General features: G+C 63.8%; 19 protein-coding genes. 9 read left to right on the forward strand and 10 right to left on the reverse strand.

Going from position 1 to position 15,926, the window contains the following annotated elements; genetic code table 11:
* Window positions 1–7: 7 nt before the first annotated feature.
* From EJ073_RS18920 to hslV, 5 genes are all read right to left on the reverse strand, one after another.
* Window positions 8–967: a DUF1402 family protein gene (locus EJ073_RS18920; protein ID WP_126057095.1), complete on the reverse strand. Its 960-nt coding sequence runs from the start codon at window positions 965–967 to the stop codon at window positions 8–10.
* 325 nt (window positions 968–1,292) lie between these two features.
* Window positions 1,293–2,603 carry an ATP-dependent protease ATPase subunit HslU gene (gene hslU / locus EJ073_RS18925; RefSeq protein WP_126057096.1) on the reverse strand — a complete coding sequence of 437 codons (1,311 nt, stop codon included), beginning with the start codon at window positions 2,601–2,603 and terminating at the stop codon, window positions 1,293–1,295.
* A gap of 4 nt (window positions 2,604–2,607) precedes the next feature.
* A complete protein-coding gene (locus EJ073_RS18930; protein WP_126057097.1) occupies window positions 2,608–3,207 on the reverse strand; it encodes a DUF2585 domain-containing protein in 600 nt (199 codons plus the stop codon).
* 5 nt (window positions 3,208–3,212) lie between these two features.
* A complete protein-coding gene (locus EJ073_RS18935) occupies window positions 3,213–3,737 on the reverse strand; it encodes a GNAT family N-acetyltransferase (RefSeq protein WP_126057098.1) in 525 nt (174 codons plus the stop codon).
* A gap of 50 nt (window positions 3,738–3,787) precedes the next feature.
* Window positions 3,788–4,339, reverse strand: coding sequence for an ATP-dependent protease subunit HslV (gene hslV / locus EJ073_RS18940; protein WP_126057099.1), 552 nt, complete (start codon window positions 4,337–4,339; stop codon window positions 3,788–3,790).
* 242 nt (window positions 4,340–4,581) lie between these two features.
* On the opposite strand from hslV, the gene hisB reads away from it, so the two are divergent.
* The 9 genes from hisB to coaA are packed head-to-tail and all read left to right on the forward strand — an operon-like array spanning window position 4,582 to window position 10,297.
* Window positions 4,582–5,181, forward strand: a complete 600-nt coding sequence (hisB, locus tag EJ073_RS18945) for an imidazoleglycerol-phosphate dehydratase HisB (protein WP_126057100.1) — start codon at window positions 4,582–4,584, stop codon at window positions 5,179–5,181.
* Between the two features lie 3 nt (window positions 5,182–5,184).
* A complete protein-coding gene (locus tag EJ073_RS18950) occupies window positions 5,185–5,661 on the forward strand; it encodes a DUF2628 domain-containing protein (protein ID WP_126057101.1) in 477 nt (158 codons plus the stop codon).
* Between the two features lies 1 nt (window position 5,662).
* On the forward strand, window positions 5,663–6,313 hold the full coding sequence (gene hisH / locus EJ073_RS18955; protein ID WP_126057102.1) for an imidazole glycerol phosphate synthase subunit HisH: 651 nt from the start codon (window positions 5,663–5,665) through the stop codon (window positions 6,311–6,313).
* Window positions 6,314–6,604 carry a DUF1330 domain-containing protein gene (locus EJ073_RS18960; RefSeq protein ID WP_126057103.1) on the forward strand — a complete coding sequence of 97 codons (291 nt, stop codon included), beginning with the start codon at window positions 6,314–6,316 and terminating at the stop codon, window positions 6,602–6,604.
* A 2-nt stretch (window positions 6,605–6,606) separates the two neighbouring features.
* Window positions 6,607–7,353, forward strand: coding sequence for a 1-(5-phosphoribosyl)-5-[(5-phosphoribosylamino)methylideneamino]imidazole-4-carboxamide isomerase (gene hisA / locus EJ073_RS18965; RefSeq protein ID WP_126057104.1), 747 nt, complete (start codon window positions 6,607–6,609; stop codon window positions 7,351–7,353).
* Window positions 7,350–8,189, forward strand: a complete 840-nt coding sequence (locus EJ073_RS18970) for an arginase family protein (RefSeq protein WP_126057105.1) — start codon at window positions 7,350–7,352, stop codon at window positions 8,187–8,189. The genes hisA and EJ073_RS18970 overlap by 4 nt, the downstream gene beginning before the upstream one ends.
* Window positions 8,186–8,980, forward strand: a complete 795-nt coding sequence (hisF, locus tag EJ073_RS18975; RefSeq protein ID WP_189375385.1) for an imidazole glycerol phosphate synthase subunit HisF — start codon at window positions 8,186–8,188, stop codon at window positions 8,978–8,980. Before EJ073_RS18970 ends, hisF begins: the two co-directional genes overlap by 4 nt.
* Window positions 8,981–8,989: 9 nt before the next feature.
* On the forward strand, window positions 8,990–9,313 hold the full coding sequence (locus tag EJ073_RS18980; RefSeq protein WP_126057107.1) for a phosphoribosyl-ATP diphosphatase: 324 nt from the start codon (window positions 8,990–8,992) through the stop codon (window positions 9,311–9,313).
* A gap of 24 nt (window positions 9,314–9,337) precedes the next feature.
* On the forward strand, window positions 9,338–10,297 hold the full coding sequence (gene coaA / locus EJ073_RS18985; RefSeq protein ID WP_126057108.1) for a type I pantothenate kinase: 960 nt from the start codon (window positions 9,338–9,340) through the stop codon (window positions 10,295–10,297).
* A 50-nt stretch (window positions 10,298–10,347) separates the two neighbouring features.
* Here coaA and EJ073_RS18990 read toward each other — a convergent pair whose 3' ends face one another.
* From EJ073_RS18990 to EJ073_RS19010, 5 genes are all read right to left on the reverse strand, one after another.
* Window positions 10,348–11,463 carry a phosphatase PAP2 family protein gene (locus EJ073_RS18990; protein WP_126057109.1) on the reverse strand — a complete coding sequence of 372 codons (1,116 nt, stop codon included), beginning with the start codon at window positions 11,461–11,463 and terminating at the stop codon, window positions 10,348–10,350.
* A 242-nt stretch (window positions 11,464–11,705) separates the two neighbouring features.
* Window positions 11,706–12,830: a phosphatase PAP2 family protein gene (locus EJ073_RS18995; protein ID WP_126057110.1), complete on the reverse strand. Its 1,125-nt coding sequence runs from the start codon at window positions 12,828–12,830 to the stop codon at window positions 11,706–11,708.
* Window positions 12,831–13,053: 223 nt separating this feature from the next.
* Window positions 13,054–13,674, reverse strand: coding sequence for an alpha-ketoglutarate-dependent dioxygenase AlkB (locus tag EJ073_RS19000; protein ID WP_126057111.1), 621 nt, complete (start codon window positions 13,672–13,674; stop codon window positions 13,054–13,056).
* A gap of 99 nt (window positions 13,675–13,773) precedes the next feature.
* The gene (arfB, locus tag EJ073_RS19005; RefSeq protein WP_126059277.1) at window positions 13,774–14,211 is read right to left on the reverse strand and encodes an alternative ribosome rescue aminoacyl-tRNA hydrolase ArfB; all 438 of its coding nucleotides are present in this window, start codon (window positions 14,209–14,211) and stop codon (window positions 13,774–13,776) included.
* Between the two features lie 81 nt (window positions 14,212–14,292).
* Entirely contained in the window at window positions 14,293–15,903 is a 1,611-nt protein-coding gene (locus EJ073_RS19010) for a phosphoenolpyruvate carboxykinase (RefSeq protein WP_126057112.1), read from the reverse strand.
* Between the last annotated feature and the right edge of the window lie 23 nt (window positions 15,904–15,926).

A 15,926-nucleotide genomic window follows, 5' to 3' on the forward strand; every position in this document is an offset into this window, starting at 1 on the left:
GAGGCGGCTAGAACAGCGCCTTCAGTTCGTCCAGCTTGTCGTTGACCAGCCAGCCGTAATAATTTTCCTCGGGCAGCTTTTCCGGCTCGCCGGCGGCGCGACGCTTGTCGTTCTCGGCCTTCAAAGCAGAGGCGCGCTGCTCGGGATTGCCGACATTGTAGAGCGTCGCCGTGAGGCCGGGATTGTCGGAGATGTCGAAGCCGGCAATGTTCTTATAGGCATCGATCGACGTCCTGATCGTCGCCGCGACATAGGCCAGCGTCAGGTCCGGATCCATGATGGTCTTGTAGACCGTGTTCGGATCGCCGACGTCGAGCTTCGGCAGTCCGGAAACCTTGTGCACGAGATCGCTCATCTGCAGCGCGGTCAGCGGATTGAGCTGGCCGAGGCCGAAGGTCTGGCCGGCATAATAGGGCTGGAAAAAGGTGGCGCCGAAACGGTCGTTGGGGAAGCTCGTCCCCCCGATGCTCTTGCCGCGGAACGAATGGTTCCAGACCTGCTCGCGGCATTCCCACAGATCGTAGCTGTCGGTCATGCCGGCGCATTTCTTGAATTCGGGGCGCTGGACGAAATCGCTGATGTCCTCGCCGTCATAGGCGAAGGAGAGCTTGCTCGACAGATAGGAGATCGCCTTGACGTAATAGGTCTGCAGCCGGTCGTAGGCGTCGACATTGTAGGTATGCTCGCCGACGATGGCGCCGACGATGTGCATCGGGTCGATGCCATAGGCGCCAGCCTCCTTCCTGATCTTGGCGCGCAGATCGGCGTCGCTCTTCAGCAGCGCGTAGACCTTGCGGTATTTGGCCTGGAAGGTCGTGTTGGTGGCTTGCGTCCGCCGGCTGGAGGCGCCCGGTATGTCGGGCTGGACGGCGTTGCGGTTTCCCGGCGGCACCAGGGTCTGCGCGTTGGCCACGGCCACAGCCGCCGCCATAGCCAGGCCGAGAAGGAGAAGAAGCCGTCTTTTCATACGCCGCCGCCCGTCAAGGCGCCCTGCCGGAACGATCCGGCAAGGCGCCTTAAGTGTTTTCTTCCATGCGTGCCCCAAACCGCTCGACAGTTTGGGCATGCCCGAGTCGCCGGGCAAACTAGGTAAAGCAGGTGGGAGAGTCGAGAGAAGCCCGCCTCCCGCCAAGGCGAAAGCCGGCCAGATGCTTCCATTTGGCCACACCCCGCCCGCCGTGCCGGACAAGCCTTGCCGGCCCGCCCGAAGCCAGAACCCTGCCCGGCATCGGGTTCCTTGCTGATGCATATCGTTGTCCCAAAACCGCTGCGCACTTTTGGGCGACATGCATTTACAGGATGAATCTGGACAAATCCGTGTTCCTCGAGAGGTCGCCGACATGCTTTTGCACATAGGCGGAGTCGATGGTGACGGTCGTACCGTTGCGGTCCGGCGCGTCGTAAGAGATCTCGTCCAGCACCCGCTCCATCACCGTCTGCAGGCGTCTTGCGCCGATATTCTCGACGCTGGCGTTGAGATCGACGGCAATGCCGGCCAGCGAATCGATGGCGTCGTCGGTGAAGGCCAGTTCGACCCCTTCCGTCTTCATCAGCGCGACGTACTGCTTGATCAGGCTCGCCTCGGTCTCGGTGAGGATGCGGACGAAGTCCTCCTTCTCCAGCGCGCGCAGCTCGACGCGGATCGGCAGGCGGCCCTGCAGTTCCGGCAACAGATCGGACGGCTTCGACACATGGAAGGCGCCCGACGCGATGAACAGGATATGGTCGGTCTTCACCGGGCCGTACTTCGTCGCCACCGTCGTGCCTTCGACCAGCGGCAGCAGGTCGCGCTGCACGCCTTCGCGCGAAGGCCCGCCCGAAATGTCGCTCCTGGCCGCGATCTTGTCGATCTCATCGAGGAAGACGATGCCGTCATTTTCAGTGGCGTCGAGAGCGCGGCGGATCACCTCGTCCTGGTCGAGTAGTTTGTCGGACTCGTCATTGACCAGCAGCGCGTAGGAATCGCGCACCGTGGTCTTGCGGCTCTTGGTCTTGCGGCCGCCCATCGCCTTCGACAGCATGTCGTTGATGTTGAGCACGCCGATATTGCCGCCCGGCATTCCTGGGATCTCGAAGCCCGGCATGCCGCCGGTGCCGGTGTCGGCGACTTCGATCTCGATCTCCTTGTCGTCGAGCTCGCCGTCGCGCAGCTTCTTGCGGAAGGAGTCGCGCGTCGACGGGCTCGCCGTCTTGCCGACCAGGGCCTCCAGCACGCGTTCTTCGGCATTGATCTGGGCGCGCGCCGCGACGTCCTCGCGCATCTTCTCGCGCGCCAGGCCGATGGCAACCTCGACCAGGTCGCGCACGATCTGCTCAACATCGCGGCCGACATAGCCGACCTCGGTGAACTTGGTCGCCTCGACCTTGACGAATGGCGCGCCGGCGAGGCGGGCCAGGCGCCGCGAGATCTCGGTCTTGCCGACGCCGGTCGGGCCAATCATCAGGATGTTCTTCGGCATCACCTCCTCGCGCATCTGGCCTTGCAGCTGCTGGCGGCGCCAGCGGTTGCGGAGCGCAATGGCCACGGCGCGCTTGGCGTCCTTCTGGCCGATGATGAAGCGGTCGAGTTCCGAAACGATTTCGCGGGGAGAGAAGGTGCTCATGTCACTAAATTCCACTTTGCCACTGCTTGATGGACTCGAACGGATGCAGCAGCATGATCACGTTGAGCGTCAGATTGTCCCGGATGATGTAGCCCGTACCGAGCTCGAAGATGAGGGCCAGGGCAACGACCACCCATATAGGAAGCTTTCGCGCCATCACAAATCCCAGCACCATGGCCAACGTGTCCGATACCGAGTTGATGATGCTGTCGCCGTAATAGTCGAGCGAAATCGTGCCGGCGCGGTAACGCTCGATGATGAAGGGGCTGTTCTCCAGAAGCTCCCAGCCACCCTCGATGAGGACGGCGAAGGCGAGCCTCAGCCCGATCGGCGAACGCGGAAAGAGGAACCGCGCCAGCGCATAGAACAGGAAGCCATGGATGATGTGCGATGGCGTGTACCAGTCCGAGATGTGCTGGGAGTTCTCCGAGCTTTGCACCACCCCGTGCCACAGCTTGACATAGCCGCAGGTGCAGATCGGCGGATGGCCCATGCCGTAAAGCGCGCCGGCCTGGAAGATCAGCAAAGCCAGCATGAGCAGAAGCCCCATGCGCCAGCTGTCCTCATAGGCCGAAAGCGTCTTGTCCTCGCCGGATGCGTTCATCTGGTTCAGTCCCCCTCTTCCGTGTCGCCTTGCGCCGCGTCGACGGCCATCAGCACGACATCCCCGTATTGCGACTGCCTGCGGCCGATCGGCCTGAAACCCGCCTTCTCATAGGCGCGGATGGCGCGCGCGTTCCGCGGATGCGGATCGATGATGACGCGCGGCGCCCCTTCCTCGAAAAGCTGCTCGACGAACTGCCGCACGATCGCCGTGCCGTGGCCGACGCCGACCAGCTGCGCCAGGCCGATCGACAGGTCGATACCCAGCGTGCCGAACGGCTGGTCGGCATAGGGATGATCGTCCTCCAGATGCGGATCGTAGCTCTGCAGGTAGGCGATCGGCCGGCCGTCGAGTTCGACGATCAGCGGCTCGACCGAAACCGAGTCGATGTGCTCGCGGATTTCGGCGATCTCTTGTTCCGGATCGTCCCACCATTCGGCGACATGCGGCTCGGCCAGCCAGCCGGCGATCATCGGCAGGTCTTTTTCGGTCACCGGCCGAAAATCGTAAACGTGCTCTTGTTGGACCATGATCTTATCCGAAAACCGGGTCCCACTTTTCGGGATCATGGTCGATTGCCTCAGGCGGCATCGAGCGTTTCGACAACGAAGTTGCTGTTGGTATAGACGCAGATGTCGGCCGCGATCTGCATCGCCTTGCGGGCGATCTCCTCGGCGTCCTTGTCGGTGTCCATCAGCGCGCGGGCGGCAGCCAGCGCGTAGTTGCCGCCGGAGCCGATGGCCATGACGCCATGTTCGGGCTCGAGCACGTCGCCGGTGCCGGTCAGCGCCAGCGAAACCGACTTGTCGGCGACCAGCATCATGGCTTCCAGCCGGCGCAGGTAGCGGTCGGTGCGCCAGTCCTTGGCGAGCTCGACGCAGGCGCGCGTCAGTTGGTCGGGATATTGCTCGAGCTTGGCTTCGAGCCGCTCCAGAAGGGTGAAGGCATCGGCGGTGGCGCCGGCGAAACCGGCAATGACTTTGCCGCCCGTGCCGATGCGGCGCACCTTCCTGGCATTGCCCTTCATGATGGTCTGGCCAAGGCTGACCTGGCCGTCGCCGGCGATCACAACCTTGCTGCCCTTGCGCACTGTCACGATCGTCGTGGCATGCATGGTCAGTTCATTCGACATTTTCTGCTCCGATTCGCGCCATCCCAATAAGGCGATTGGCGCGGTACGAGGGACTTTGATCGGCCATATGTATGCATGGGGTGGGCGATTGCAAACGACATGCCGGCCCGCCCGATACCCCATGGGAATGGCAACTGGCAATCGCCGGATCATGCTGCTAGAAGGCTCTCGATTTCAAGCATATGGGCGTTTGCGGCCTGTGCGCTCCCGCACGCCATGAACCTCCTGGACAAGGATAGATCATGCCGACGCGTTCCGCCGAAGCCAGCCGCAAGACCAAGGAAACCGACATCTCGGTGTCGGTCCATGTCGACGGCACCGGCAAGTCCGACATTGCGACGGGCGTCGGCTTCTTCGACCACATGCTCGACCAGCTGTCACGTCATTCGCTGATCGACATGACGGTGAAGGCAAAGGGCGACCTGCACATCGACGACCACCACACGGTCGAGGATACCGGCATAGCGCTCGGCCAGGCGCTGGCCAAGGCGCTCGGCGAGCGGCGCGGCATCATGCGCTATGCCTCGATCGACCTCGCCATGGACGAGACACTGACCAGAGCGGCGATCGACGTCTCGGGCCGCCCGTTCCTGGTCTGGAACGTAACCTTTTCGTCGCCCAAGATCGGCACGTTCGACACCGAGCTGGTGCGCGAATTCTTCCAGGCGCTGGCGCAGAACGCGGGCGTCACGCTGCACGTGACCAATCACTACGGCGCCAACAACCATCACATCGCCGAGACCTGCTTCAAGGCGGTGGCGCGGGCGCTTCGTTCCGCGCTCGAGCGCGACCCGCGCCAGCCGGACGCCGTACCTTCCACCAAAGGTTCTTTGAAGGGGTAGGCGATGGCCATCTATGTCGTGATGGAGCCGCCGGCGGGCCGCGCAAAGGCCGATGAGACGACCTTCGTGCGCGACGGCTTCACCTGGCTCGGGTTCCTATTCTCACCGCTGTGGCTCGCCTGGCACCGGCTGTGGATCGAGGCGGCGCTGACCTTCGTCGTCATGGCCATCCTGTCGATGCTCGGCGAGAAGCTGGGACTTGCCTGGGCGGGCTCGGCCCTGTCGCTGCTGGTCTCGCTCTATATCGGCCTCGAAGGACAGGGGCTGCGCATCGCGGCGCTACGCCGCCGCGGCTGGCACGAATGGGGCGTCGTCGAAGCCGACAGGCTGGACGGCGCCGAGACGCGTCATGCTTTGGAGGCCGACGTGCCGCCAGACGAGCAGCCGCCCGCCCCGCGCATCGTGCCCGACGCCAATCTGGCACGGCCGACGCAGACCGGCATGGCTCTGGGGCTGACCCATACGCCGGGAAGGCCCTGACATGCGGGTCGCGATCATTGACTACGGGTCGGGCAATCTGCGCTCGGCCACCAAGGCTTTCGAGCGCGCGGCGCGCGAGGCGGGCATTGCCGCGACAATCGAGCTCACCGCCGACGCTGAACGGGTCCGCACCGCCGACCGCATCGTGCTGCCCGGCGTCGGCGCCTATGCCGACTGCGCGGCCGGCCTCAAGGCTGTCGCCGGCATGTGGGAAACGGTGGAGGACGTGGCTGTTCGCAAGGGACGGCCGTTCCTCGGCATCTGCGTCGGCATGCAGCTGATGTCGGAACGCGGGCTTGAAAAGACCGTCGCCACGGGCTTCGGCTGGATCGCTGGCGACGTCAAGGAGATCACGCCCGCCGATCCGGCGCTGAAAATCCCGCAGATCGGCTGGAACACGATCGAGCTTCGACGCGATCACCCGGTATTTTCTGGCATCGCGACCGGAGCCGACGGGTTGCACGCCTATTTCGTCCATTCCTATCATCTCGAGGCCAGGAAGCCGGACGAGGTGCTGGCCGTCGCCGACTATGGCGGGCCGGTGACGGCCGCTGTTGCGCGCGACAATCTCGTCGGCACGCAGTTCCATCCCGAAAAAAGCCAGGCGCTGGGCCTGGCGCTGATCGCCAATTTCCTGCGCTGGAGACCCTAGATGAACAAGAAGGGCTACTGGATCGCGCTGATCGACGTCCACGACCCCGATGTCTACAAGCAGTACATCGAGGCCAATGCCAGGGCCTTCGCCAAGTATGGCGCGAAGTTCCCCGTCCGGGCCGGGCGCTACACCAACCCGGAAGGGCCGACGGGCAATCGCCACGTCGTGGTCGAGTTCGAGTCGTACGAAACAGCGGTTGCCTGCTACGAATCGCCTGAATACCAGGAGGCCTCGAAATTCAGGCTCGCCGCCTCGACCGGCCATTTCGTGATCGTCGAAGGGGCCTGACCATGATCCTGTTTCCCGCCATCGATCTCAAGGACGGCAAATGCGTGCGCCTGAAGCATGGCGACATGGCGACGGCGACGATCTACAACGATGACCCCGCAGCCCAAGCCAGGGCCTTCGAGGAGCAGGGCTTCGAGTGGCTGCACGTCGTCGACCTCAACGGCGCCTTCAAGGGCCAGAGCGTCAACAGCGCGGCGGTCGGCGCCATCCTCAAGGCGACGAAGAATCCGGTGCAGCTCGGCGGCGGCATCCGCACACTGGAGCAGATCGAGGATTGGCTCGACCGGGGGCTGGCGCGCGTCATCCTCGGCACGGTGGCGGTGCGTGACCCAGACCTCGTCAAGCAGGCCTGCAAGGCCTTCCCGGGCAAGATCGCCGTCGGCATCGACGCCAAGGACGGCAAGGTCGCGGTCGAGGGCTGGGCCGAAGCGTCCAGCCTCGGCGTCGTCGAGCTGGCCAAGAAATTCGAAGGCGCGGGCGTGGCCGCCATCATCTACACCGACATCGACCGCGACGGCGTGCTGACCGGCATCAACTGGGACGCCACCATCGACCTTGCCGAAGCGGTGTCCATCCCGGTGATCGCCTCGGGCGGCCTGGCCTCGATCGCTGATATCGTGCGCATGACCATGCCGGACGCGCAGCGGCTCGAAGGGGCGATCTCCGGCCGGGCGCTCTATGACGGCCGCATCGACCCGGCGGAGGCGCTGGCGGTCCTGCGCGGCGAGGAGATGGAGGCAAGGCCGTGAAGGTGTCGATCATCCTGGCGTCCTATGACAGCGGCCACTATCACGGCGGCTGCGGCCAGGGTCCGGATGCGCTGATGGCCGGCGGCCTTGCCGAGGCGCTCAAGCTTGCCGGCCACGACATCGACGTCCACGACATCGGCAGGGTCAGCGACGACGAGCAAGCGCGCGAGATCGCGACCGGCTTCGCCGTCTGCAACGCCGTGTCGGGCGAGGTTCGCATCGCGCTCGACAACGAGCGGTTTCCCATCGTGCTCGCCGGCAACTGCCTGACCAGCGCCGGCGCCGTGGCCGGCGAAGGCGCCGACGCCATCATCTGGGCCGACCAGCATGGCGACATCAACACGCCGGACACTTCCACATCCGGATTCCTCGACGGCATGGCGCTAGCGACGGTGCTTGGCCTTTGCTGGCGGCCGATGACGGCGCAGATTCCCGGCTTCAAGCCGATCGACCCGGCCCGCTCGGTGCTCGTCAATGCACGCGACCTCGACACGGCGGAAAGGGAGGAACTGGAAAAACTGCCGGTCATCCGCTCCGAATGCCCGGACTGGACGGGGGCGGCGGAGAGGCTGAAGAAGGCCGGCGCCGAACGGATCCATATGCATATCGACCTCGACGTTCACGACCCGGAAGAATTGCAGGCCAACCGCTTCGCCACGCCCGGCGGTCCTGGACCCGAGCAGGTGCGGCAGGCGATGTGCGGCATGGCCGGCGCACTGCCAATCGCCGGCCTCACCATCTCGGCCTATGATCCGGCCTTCGATGCCAAGGGCGAGGTGCCGCCGCTGGTCGGCGAATTGCTGGTCGAGCTGCTCGCGACGATGGAGAGAAGCTGATGCTGAAGGCCCGCGTCATTCCTTGCCTCGACGTCAAGAACGGCCGTGTCGTCAAGGGCGTCAACTTCGTCGACCTCGTCGATGCCGGCGATCCGGTCGAGGCGGCCAAGGCCTATGACGCGGCCGGCGCCGACGAGCTCTGCTTCCTCGACATCACCGCCTCGTCCGACAACCGCGAGACGATCTTCGACGTCGTCGCCCGCACCGCCGAGCAATGTTTCATGCCGCTCACCGTCGGCGGCGGCGTGCGCCAGGTGGCCGACATAAGAAAGCTGCTTCTGGCCGGCGCCGACAAGGTGTCGATCAACACGGCGGCGGTGAAAGACCCGGATTTCGTCGCCGAAGCGGCCGACAAGTTCGGCAACCAGTGCATCGTCGTGGCCATCGACGCCAAGAAGGTCTCGGGCGCCGGCGAGGCCGACCGCTGGGAGATCTTCACCCATGGCGGCCGCGAGAAGACCGGCATCGACGCCGTCGAGTTCGCGCGCAAGATGGTCGATCGCGGCGCCGGGGAGATCCTGCTGACATCGATGGACCGCGACGGCACCAAGGCAGGCTACGACATCGCGCTGACGCGCGCCATCGCCGATGCCGTGCGCGCGCCGGTCATCGCCTCGGGTGGCGTCGGCACGCTCGACCACATGGTGGAAGGCATTCGTGACGGCCATGCGGGTGCCGTGCTTGCCGCCTCGATCTTCCACTTCGGCACTTACACCATCGCCGAAGCGAAGGCGCATATGGCCAGGGCCGGGCTGCCGATGCGGCTGGACTCGCCGGTTCAACGGGCTTAAACGGCGAAAATGACTGAGTTTTCGCTGTCCGATCTGGAAAGAACCATCCGGGAACGCGCCCATTCCGGCGATCCGGACTCGTGGACGGCGAAACTGTTTGCCAAGGGCATCGACAAGGCGGCGCAGAAGCTTGGCGAGGAAGCCGTCGAGACGGTGATCGCAGCCATCCGCGGCGACAGGCAGGGCCTCGTTTCGGAAAGCGCCGATCTTATATATCATTGGCTGGTCGTTCTCGGCATCGCCGGCGTGCCGCTGGGCGAGGTGCTGAAGGAGCTAGAGGGCCGCACCGGCCGCTCGGGCGTTGCCGAAAAGGCGTCGCGGCCCAAGGGCTGACCGCGAGGGAGGGCAGGAAACTCGATGGATCAGCTTGCTCCTACCGAGAAATACTCCCCCTATCGTTTCTTCTCTGCCGAGCAATGGTCGCAGTTCCGCGCCGACACCCCGCTGACGCTGACCGAGGACGAGATCGACCGCTTGCGGTCGCTGAACGACCCGGTCGATCTCGAAGAGGTCAAGCGCATCTACCTCTCGCTTTCCCGCTTGCTCTCGGCGCATGTCGAGGCAAGTCAGCTCTTGTTCCGGCAGCGCCAGGCCTTCTTCAACGCGCAGGACGTGGTCAAGACGCCGTTCATCATCGGCATCGCCGGCTCGGTCGCGGTCGGCAAATCGACCACGGCGCGCGTCTTGAAGGAATTGCTGGCGCGCTGGCCATCGAGCCCGAAGGTCGATCTCATCACCACCGACGGTTTCCTTCTGCCCAACGAGATCCTGCGCCGCGACAATCTGATGGAGCGCAAGGGCTTTCCAGACAGCTACGATGTCGGCGCGCTGCTCCGGTTCCTGTCCGGCATCAAGTCGGCGCAGCGCAATGTCCGCGCGCCGGTCTATTCGCACCTGACCTACGACGTCATTCCTGGCGAATTCGTCACCATCGACAGGCCGGACATATTGATCTTCGAAGGCATCAACGTGCTGCAGCCGGGCAAATTGCCGAGGGACGGCAAGATCGTGCCTTTCCTGTCCGACTTCTTCGACTTCGCCATCTACATCGATGCCGACGAGAAGCTGATCCACCAGTGGTACATCCAGCGCTTCATGCGGCTGCGCGAAACCGCCTTCCGCAATCCGGACTCCTTCTTCCACCGCTATTCGCAGCTGTCGGAGGATGCGGCGCGCGCCATCGCCGAAGGACTGTGGACCAACATCAACCTGAAGAACCTGCGCGAGAACATCCTGCCGACGCGGGCGCGGGCCGATCTCATCCTGCGCAAGGGCGCCAACCACCTGGTCGAGGAAGTGGCCCTGCGGAAGCTGTGATCCGCCTCGCTGCGAGCGTGCTCGCTGTTCTTCTTGCCAGGCTCCGAAAGTCAGGCGGATTCCAGAGGATCAGTAGACCGGCCGTCCAGGAAGCCTAATCGTTTCACCCGTCCTGACTTTCCGCAGGCCCACCAGATGGCGAGCGCCGCCGGAATGGCGACGATCCCATCCATCGCGTAGTGCCATCCGAGGTGGATCGAGCCGAAGAAGATCAAAGCGCCGAAGGCCAGCATGGCGTGACCGAACCTGCGATCGATGGAGTATGCGGTAACCACAAACAGCGCCGCCTGCGCGTTGTGCATGCTGGGCATGGCGGAAATGCCGCCGGGCAGGTCGACCTGGCCGGTATAGACCTGCCAGAGGAAATCCCTGGTCAAGTTTGACGACAGCGGATAGCTGGCGGCGACGTCGTCAAGGTAACTCATGAGACCGGCATAGGGCGAGGGTGTTCCCGGCACGACGTCCGCGAAGTAGCAAGGCCCGGCCGAGGAAAAGATGGTCGCCATGACCAGGCCGATCAGGATCCAGGAGGCGACGGTCGCCCGCCAGTAGCGGACGCGGACCGCTTCCGGGACCCGCGGGCTGGCGAGCAGGCCCGCCCAGAACAGGAAGACCATCGGCACCCACAAGGTATAGGTGATGTCGAACACAAGGGTGATCCATGGCATGCCGACCATCGGCTGGAGGATTTGCCAAGGTTGATAGCCGCCCAGGAGAGCCGAATCCCAGCGGGAGAAGGTTTCGTCCCATTGGAAGGGAGCGACAACCGGTATCATCGTCTTGTTATAGAGGAAGGCCGCCATGAAGAGCGCCAATATGGCGCTGGCGTAGAAATACCGCGCAAGCATGCTCGACAGCAGCAAGGCTTTCAGGCTCGCCGCCGCGAAGCTGACCGGGGACTGGTGACGGCCCTGCACGAGCGCGCGGAAACAGATCCAAACGACAATGGCTGAGCTCAGCAACAGAAAGGAGTGCCAGAGGCGGCCTGCATACTCCAGTACATGTTGCAGGATCGAATCACCCCTGATCGTCGCGACCAGCATGGTGACAAGGACGAACGCGGCGATCGTCCCGTAAAGCGCCGCATTGCGGCGGTTCTCTTGCAAGAGCCACACCGGAAACCGGGCGGACCGCAAGAAATGCTGCCCTATTTCGGTAGAAGACATGGAGAGGACGATACCCCGAGCAATCGTTGCCCTCGGTATCGCATGACGTCTTTTAAAGAATAGTAAGTTCGAAATTGAAAATACCGCTTCAGGAATGGCCGCGTCTTTTCAGAAACTTCAAATTTTATGGATCTGCAGGTGAGGAACCATCCTTGCCGGCGATCCCGAGGGAACTCATCTTGGCATCTTGCGAATAGACGGCCGAAACCATGGCTGGCCGCGACGGCGCATCCTCGCCAGCGTCAAGAAGCCGTGACGACCGCCTCTGGCCGATTGACGGTGGCGGTCTGCATATCCAGCGCCGGCCGGGGATCGGCGGGGATCAGTTTGCGCGCGATGGCATAGACGACGAGCGTCACGGCGGCGCTTACATAGCCGTCGATCGCATAGTGCCAGGCGAGGTAAACCGAGCTTACCGCGACAAACACGACATAGAGGAACGCCAGCGCACCAAGACGGCGGTCGTACTCGCGCAGGAACAGCGCGTTGAGCATTGCCAGGCCGACATGCACGCTGGGAAACGCCGATATGCCCGAGGCGAAACCCGCCTGCCTGGCCTCGTGCAGCGACCAGAGATACTGCTGATAGGTAACAGCGGAATTGCGCGATGCGGCCCCATGGGCCAGGAACGCCAGCTGTTCGCCGAATCGGGCCACGTCGCCCGTCACCGCGCCATAAAATGCCGGACCAGCCGACAGGAACAGGGCGGCCAGCACATTGCCGACGATGATCCAGACCGCCATGAAGCAGGCCAAATAACGCGTTCGAACCGATGCCGCCATGGGCGACGTCGCGACAAAGAACAGGGCGCCGAAATTCAGCAGGAACCAGAAAACGTTGTAATTCCACTCGACTACGGTGCGAACCAGATCATTTTCAGCTACCGCGTAAAGCCAGCGCCACGGATCAGCGCCAAAATGCAGGAAGGCGTCGATGTTGGCTTGCGCCACGTCGAATGGAAACCCGCCCTGCCAGACCGGCATGCCGTTTTTCACCGAGGTGAATGTGCCCTGGAAGATCATGAGCGCCATGAGAAGGCACAAGCCGGAGGCCGAATACGCCAACCGCGAGGTGGAAAAGATCCGTCCTGCCGCAAGGCGACGCCGGGAATCAAAGCGGCGTACAATGACAAGCAGGTCGATAAGGATGGCAAAAGTGGGCAGTATAAGACAGTTCAGAAAGGTCCATCGCCCGAAATATATCGAATATGCCGCCAGGTCGGTGGCGCCTATCGCGTTAAGAAACACCAGGCCGGCCAAAGTATAGATCACAATGCACAGATAGAGGGCCGAATCCCTGCGAACGATCTGGGCCGCTCCCCTCAATATCATCGGCAGTCTATGGAAGGCCAAACTGATATCTGTCATCGTCCCGACCCCGACGGCAATGCCTTGGCGTCTCTAGAGCGGTTCAGCGCCTATGGAATCGCTGACCCGCCCTAGGGTATTTGTTGTGACGCAATTCCGGACGGAAAGCCGCTGCGCACTTTTCCTGGAATTGCGCCAGGGATTTGTCGAGACGCAATTCCGGACGGAAAACCGCTGCGCACTTTTCCTGGAATTGCTCTAGGAGAAAAATCTGTAGATTCGGTTAGCGCGCGGGCATCGTCACTCGCCGCAACGTCAGATTGATCCGGCCGCCATTCTTCAGCAGGGCCGAGGTCGACGGGTAGATGCGGTCGACGCCGTGGAAGCAGAGGCGGCCTTCGCCGCCAAGCACGACGACGTCACCGCTTTTCAGCCGAAATGATTTGGTGCCGCCATCGCGCGTCGTCTGGCCGACCCTAAACTGGCAATCGTCGCCCAGCGACACCGAGACAACGGGGGCGGAAAAGTCCTGCTCGTCGCGATCCTGATGCAGGCCCATCTTGGCGTCGCTCGAATAGAAATTGACGAGGCAGGCTTCGGGCGGATGCGGATAGGCCGCCACCTCACGCCACAATTGCAGCAGCTCATCGGGAATCGGCGGCCATGGCAAGCCCGACACCGGGTGGGTCGGCTGGTAGCGATAGCCGCGCTCCTTGTCAGTGACCCAGCCGAGCGGGCCGCAATTGGTCATGCGCACGCTCATTTCCTTGCCGGTGCGCGGCATGGCCGGCACGAACAAGGGCGCGGCCTGCACCACCTTCCTGATCTCTTCGACCAGCGCTTCCTGCGCCGGGCGCGGCAGGTAGCCGGGCATATGGCGGACACCCTTGGGCAAAACGAGCATGGATTTCCGTTCGATCCGGTTAGCGCGCCCGAGCATGCCACCAATGGGGAAGGACGGCGACCCGAAAGCGGCTGTCGCGGTTTCTGCGCCGGCTTAACCTCAGTCGTTGTCCACCCGGGCGCGCAGCTTCTTCACCGTGGAACGCCCGGCCTTGGTCTTGAGACGTCGCTCGACGGCGCCTTTCGAAGGCTTCGTCTTCTTGCGCGGCGGCGGCGGCGGCTCGGCCGCCTTGGCGACCAGCGCGGTCAGCCGCGCCCGCGCATCGGCCCGGTTCTGCTCCTGGGTGCGGAAGCGCCCGGCCTCGATGACGACGACGCCGTCCTTGGTGGCGCGCTGGCCGGCAAGCCTCAGGGTACGTTCGCGCACGCGCTCGGACAGACCCGCCGCATTCGCCGCATCGAAGCGCAGCTGCACGGCGGTGGCCACCTTGTTGACGTTCTGACCGCCAGGGCCCGAGGAGCGGATGAAATCCTCGTGCAAATCGGCCGGGTGGATGACCGCTTCGTCGGCGATGATGATCTTGTCGTCGGCATTCATGCGCGCAGTCATGACGCGGCAGCGCAAAAAAGAAAAGGCCCGGCGGAAGCCGGGCCTTTGACGGCGGCAATGTGCCCGACGTTACTCGGCTGCCTCCTGCAGGCGCGGCGCGGCGCCCATGACGGTCGCGTCGACATGCTCCTCGAACTTCTCGAAATTGGCGGCGAACATGCCTACCAGCCTGGCCGCCTGCCGGTCATAGGCCGGCTTGTCGGCCCAGGTCGAGCGGGGATCGAGGATGGCGCGGTCAACGCCGGCAACCGCCACCGGCACCGCAAAGCCGAAATTGGCATCGGTGCGGAAATCGGCGGTCTTCAGCGAACCGTCGAGGGCGGCGGCGAGCAGCGCCCGCGTCACCTTGATCGGCATGCGGCGGCCAGTGCCGTAGGCGCCGCCGGTCCAGCCGGTGTTGACCAGCCAGCAGTCGGCGCCGTGGCGGGCGATCAGCTCGCGCAGCAGGTTGCCGTATTCGGACGGGTGGCGCGGCATGAAGGGCGCACCGAAGCAGGTCGAGAAGGTCGCTTCCGGTTCGGTGACGCCTTTTTCGGTGCCGGCGACCTTGGCCGTATAGCCGGAGAGGAAATGATACATGGCCTGCGCCGGGGTCAGCCTGGCGATCGGCGGCATCACGCCGAAAGCGTCGGCAGTCAGCATGATGATGTTGCTGGGATGGCTGGCGCGGCCGGTCTTCGAGGCATTGGGGATGTAGTCGAGCGGATAGGCGCAGCGCGTGTTTTCGGTCAGGCTGCCATCGTTGAAATCCGGCACGCGGTCGGCGCCGAGCACGACATTTTCCAGCACCGTTCCGAAGCGCTGCGTGGTGGCGAAGATTTCCGGCTCGGCCTCGGCCGAAAGCCTGATCGTCTTGGCATAGCAGCCGCCTTCGAAATTGAAGATGCCGTGCGGGCCCCAGCCATGTTCGTCGTCGCCGATCAGCGTGCGCGAGGGGTCGGCCGACAGCGTCGTCTTGCCGGTTCCGGAGAGGCCGAAGAACACGGCCGCGTCGCCGGCCGGACCTTCATTGGCCGAGCAGTGCATCGGCATCACGCCCTTCGCCGGCAACAGGTAGTTGAGCGCGGTGAACACCGACTTCTTCATCTCGCCGGCGTAGGAGGTGCCGCCGATCAGCACGATCATGCGCGTCAGATCGACAGCGATCACCGTCTCGGTGCGGGTGCCGTGGCGGGCCGGATTGGCGCGGAAGGACGGCAGGTCGATGATCGTCATCGCCGGCACGAAATGCTCAAGCTGCGACGGTTCGGGCCTGATCAGGAGATTGCGGATGAACAGCGAATGCCAGGCGAATTCGGTGATGACCCTGGTCGGCAGCTGCAGGTCGGTGTCGGCGCCACCGACCAGATCCTGGACGTAGAGGTCCTTGTGCGCGGCATGAGCACGGAAATCGGCAAGCAGCGCATCGAACTGGGCCGGCGACATCGCCTTGTTGTTGTCCCACCAGACATGCGGCTCGGTGGCGTCGTCGCGGACGACGAATTTGTCCCTGGGCGAGCGCCCCGTATGCTGGCCGGTCTCGGCGACCAGGGCGCCATCCGCGGTCAGCCTGGCCTCGCCGCGGCGCATCGCCTCCTCGTAGAGCGCGGCGGCGCCGAAATTATAGCGCACCGTGCCCGTGGTCTTAAGGCCGATCGCGTCTATCGCGCAGGCGGGGTTGCGTGTGCCGGCTTCCGACATCAAATGCTCCTCTCTGGATTTGC

Origin of the sequence: Mesorhizobium sp. M4B.F.Ca.ET.058.02.1.1 (assembly GCF_003952505.1) — a bacterium.
In the GTDB taxonomy this organism is placed as follows: domain Bacteria; phylum Pseudomonadota; class Alphaproteobacteria; order Rhizobiales; family Rhizobiaceae; genus Mesorhizobium.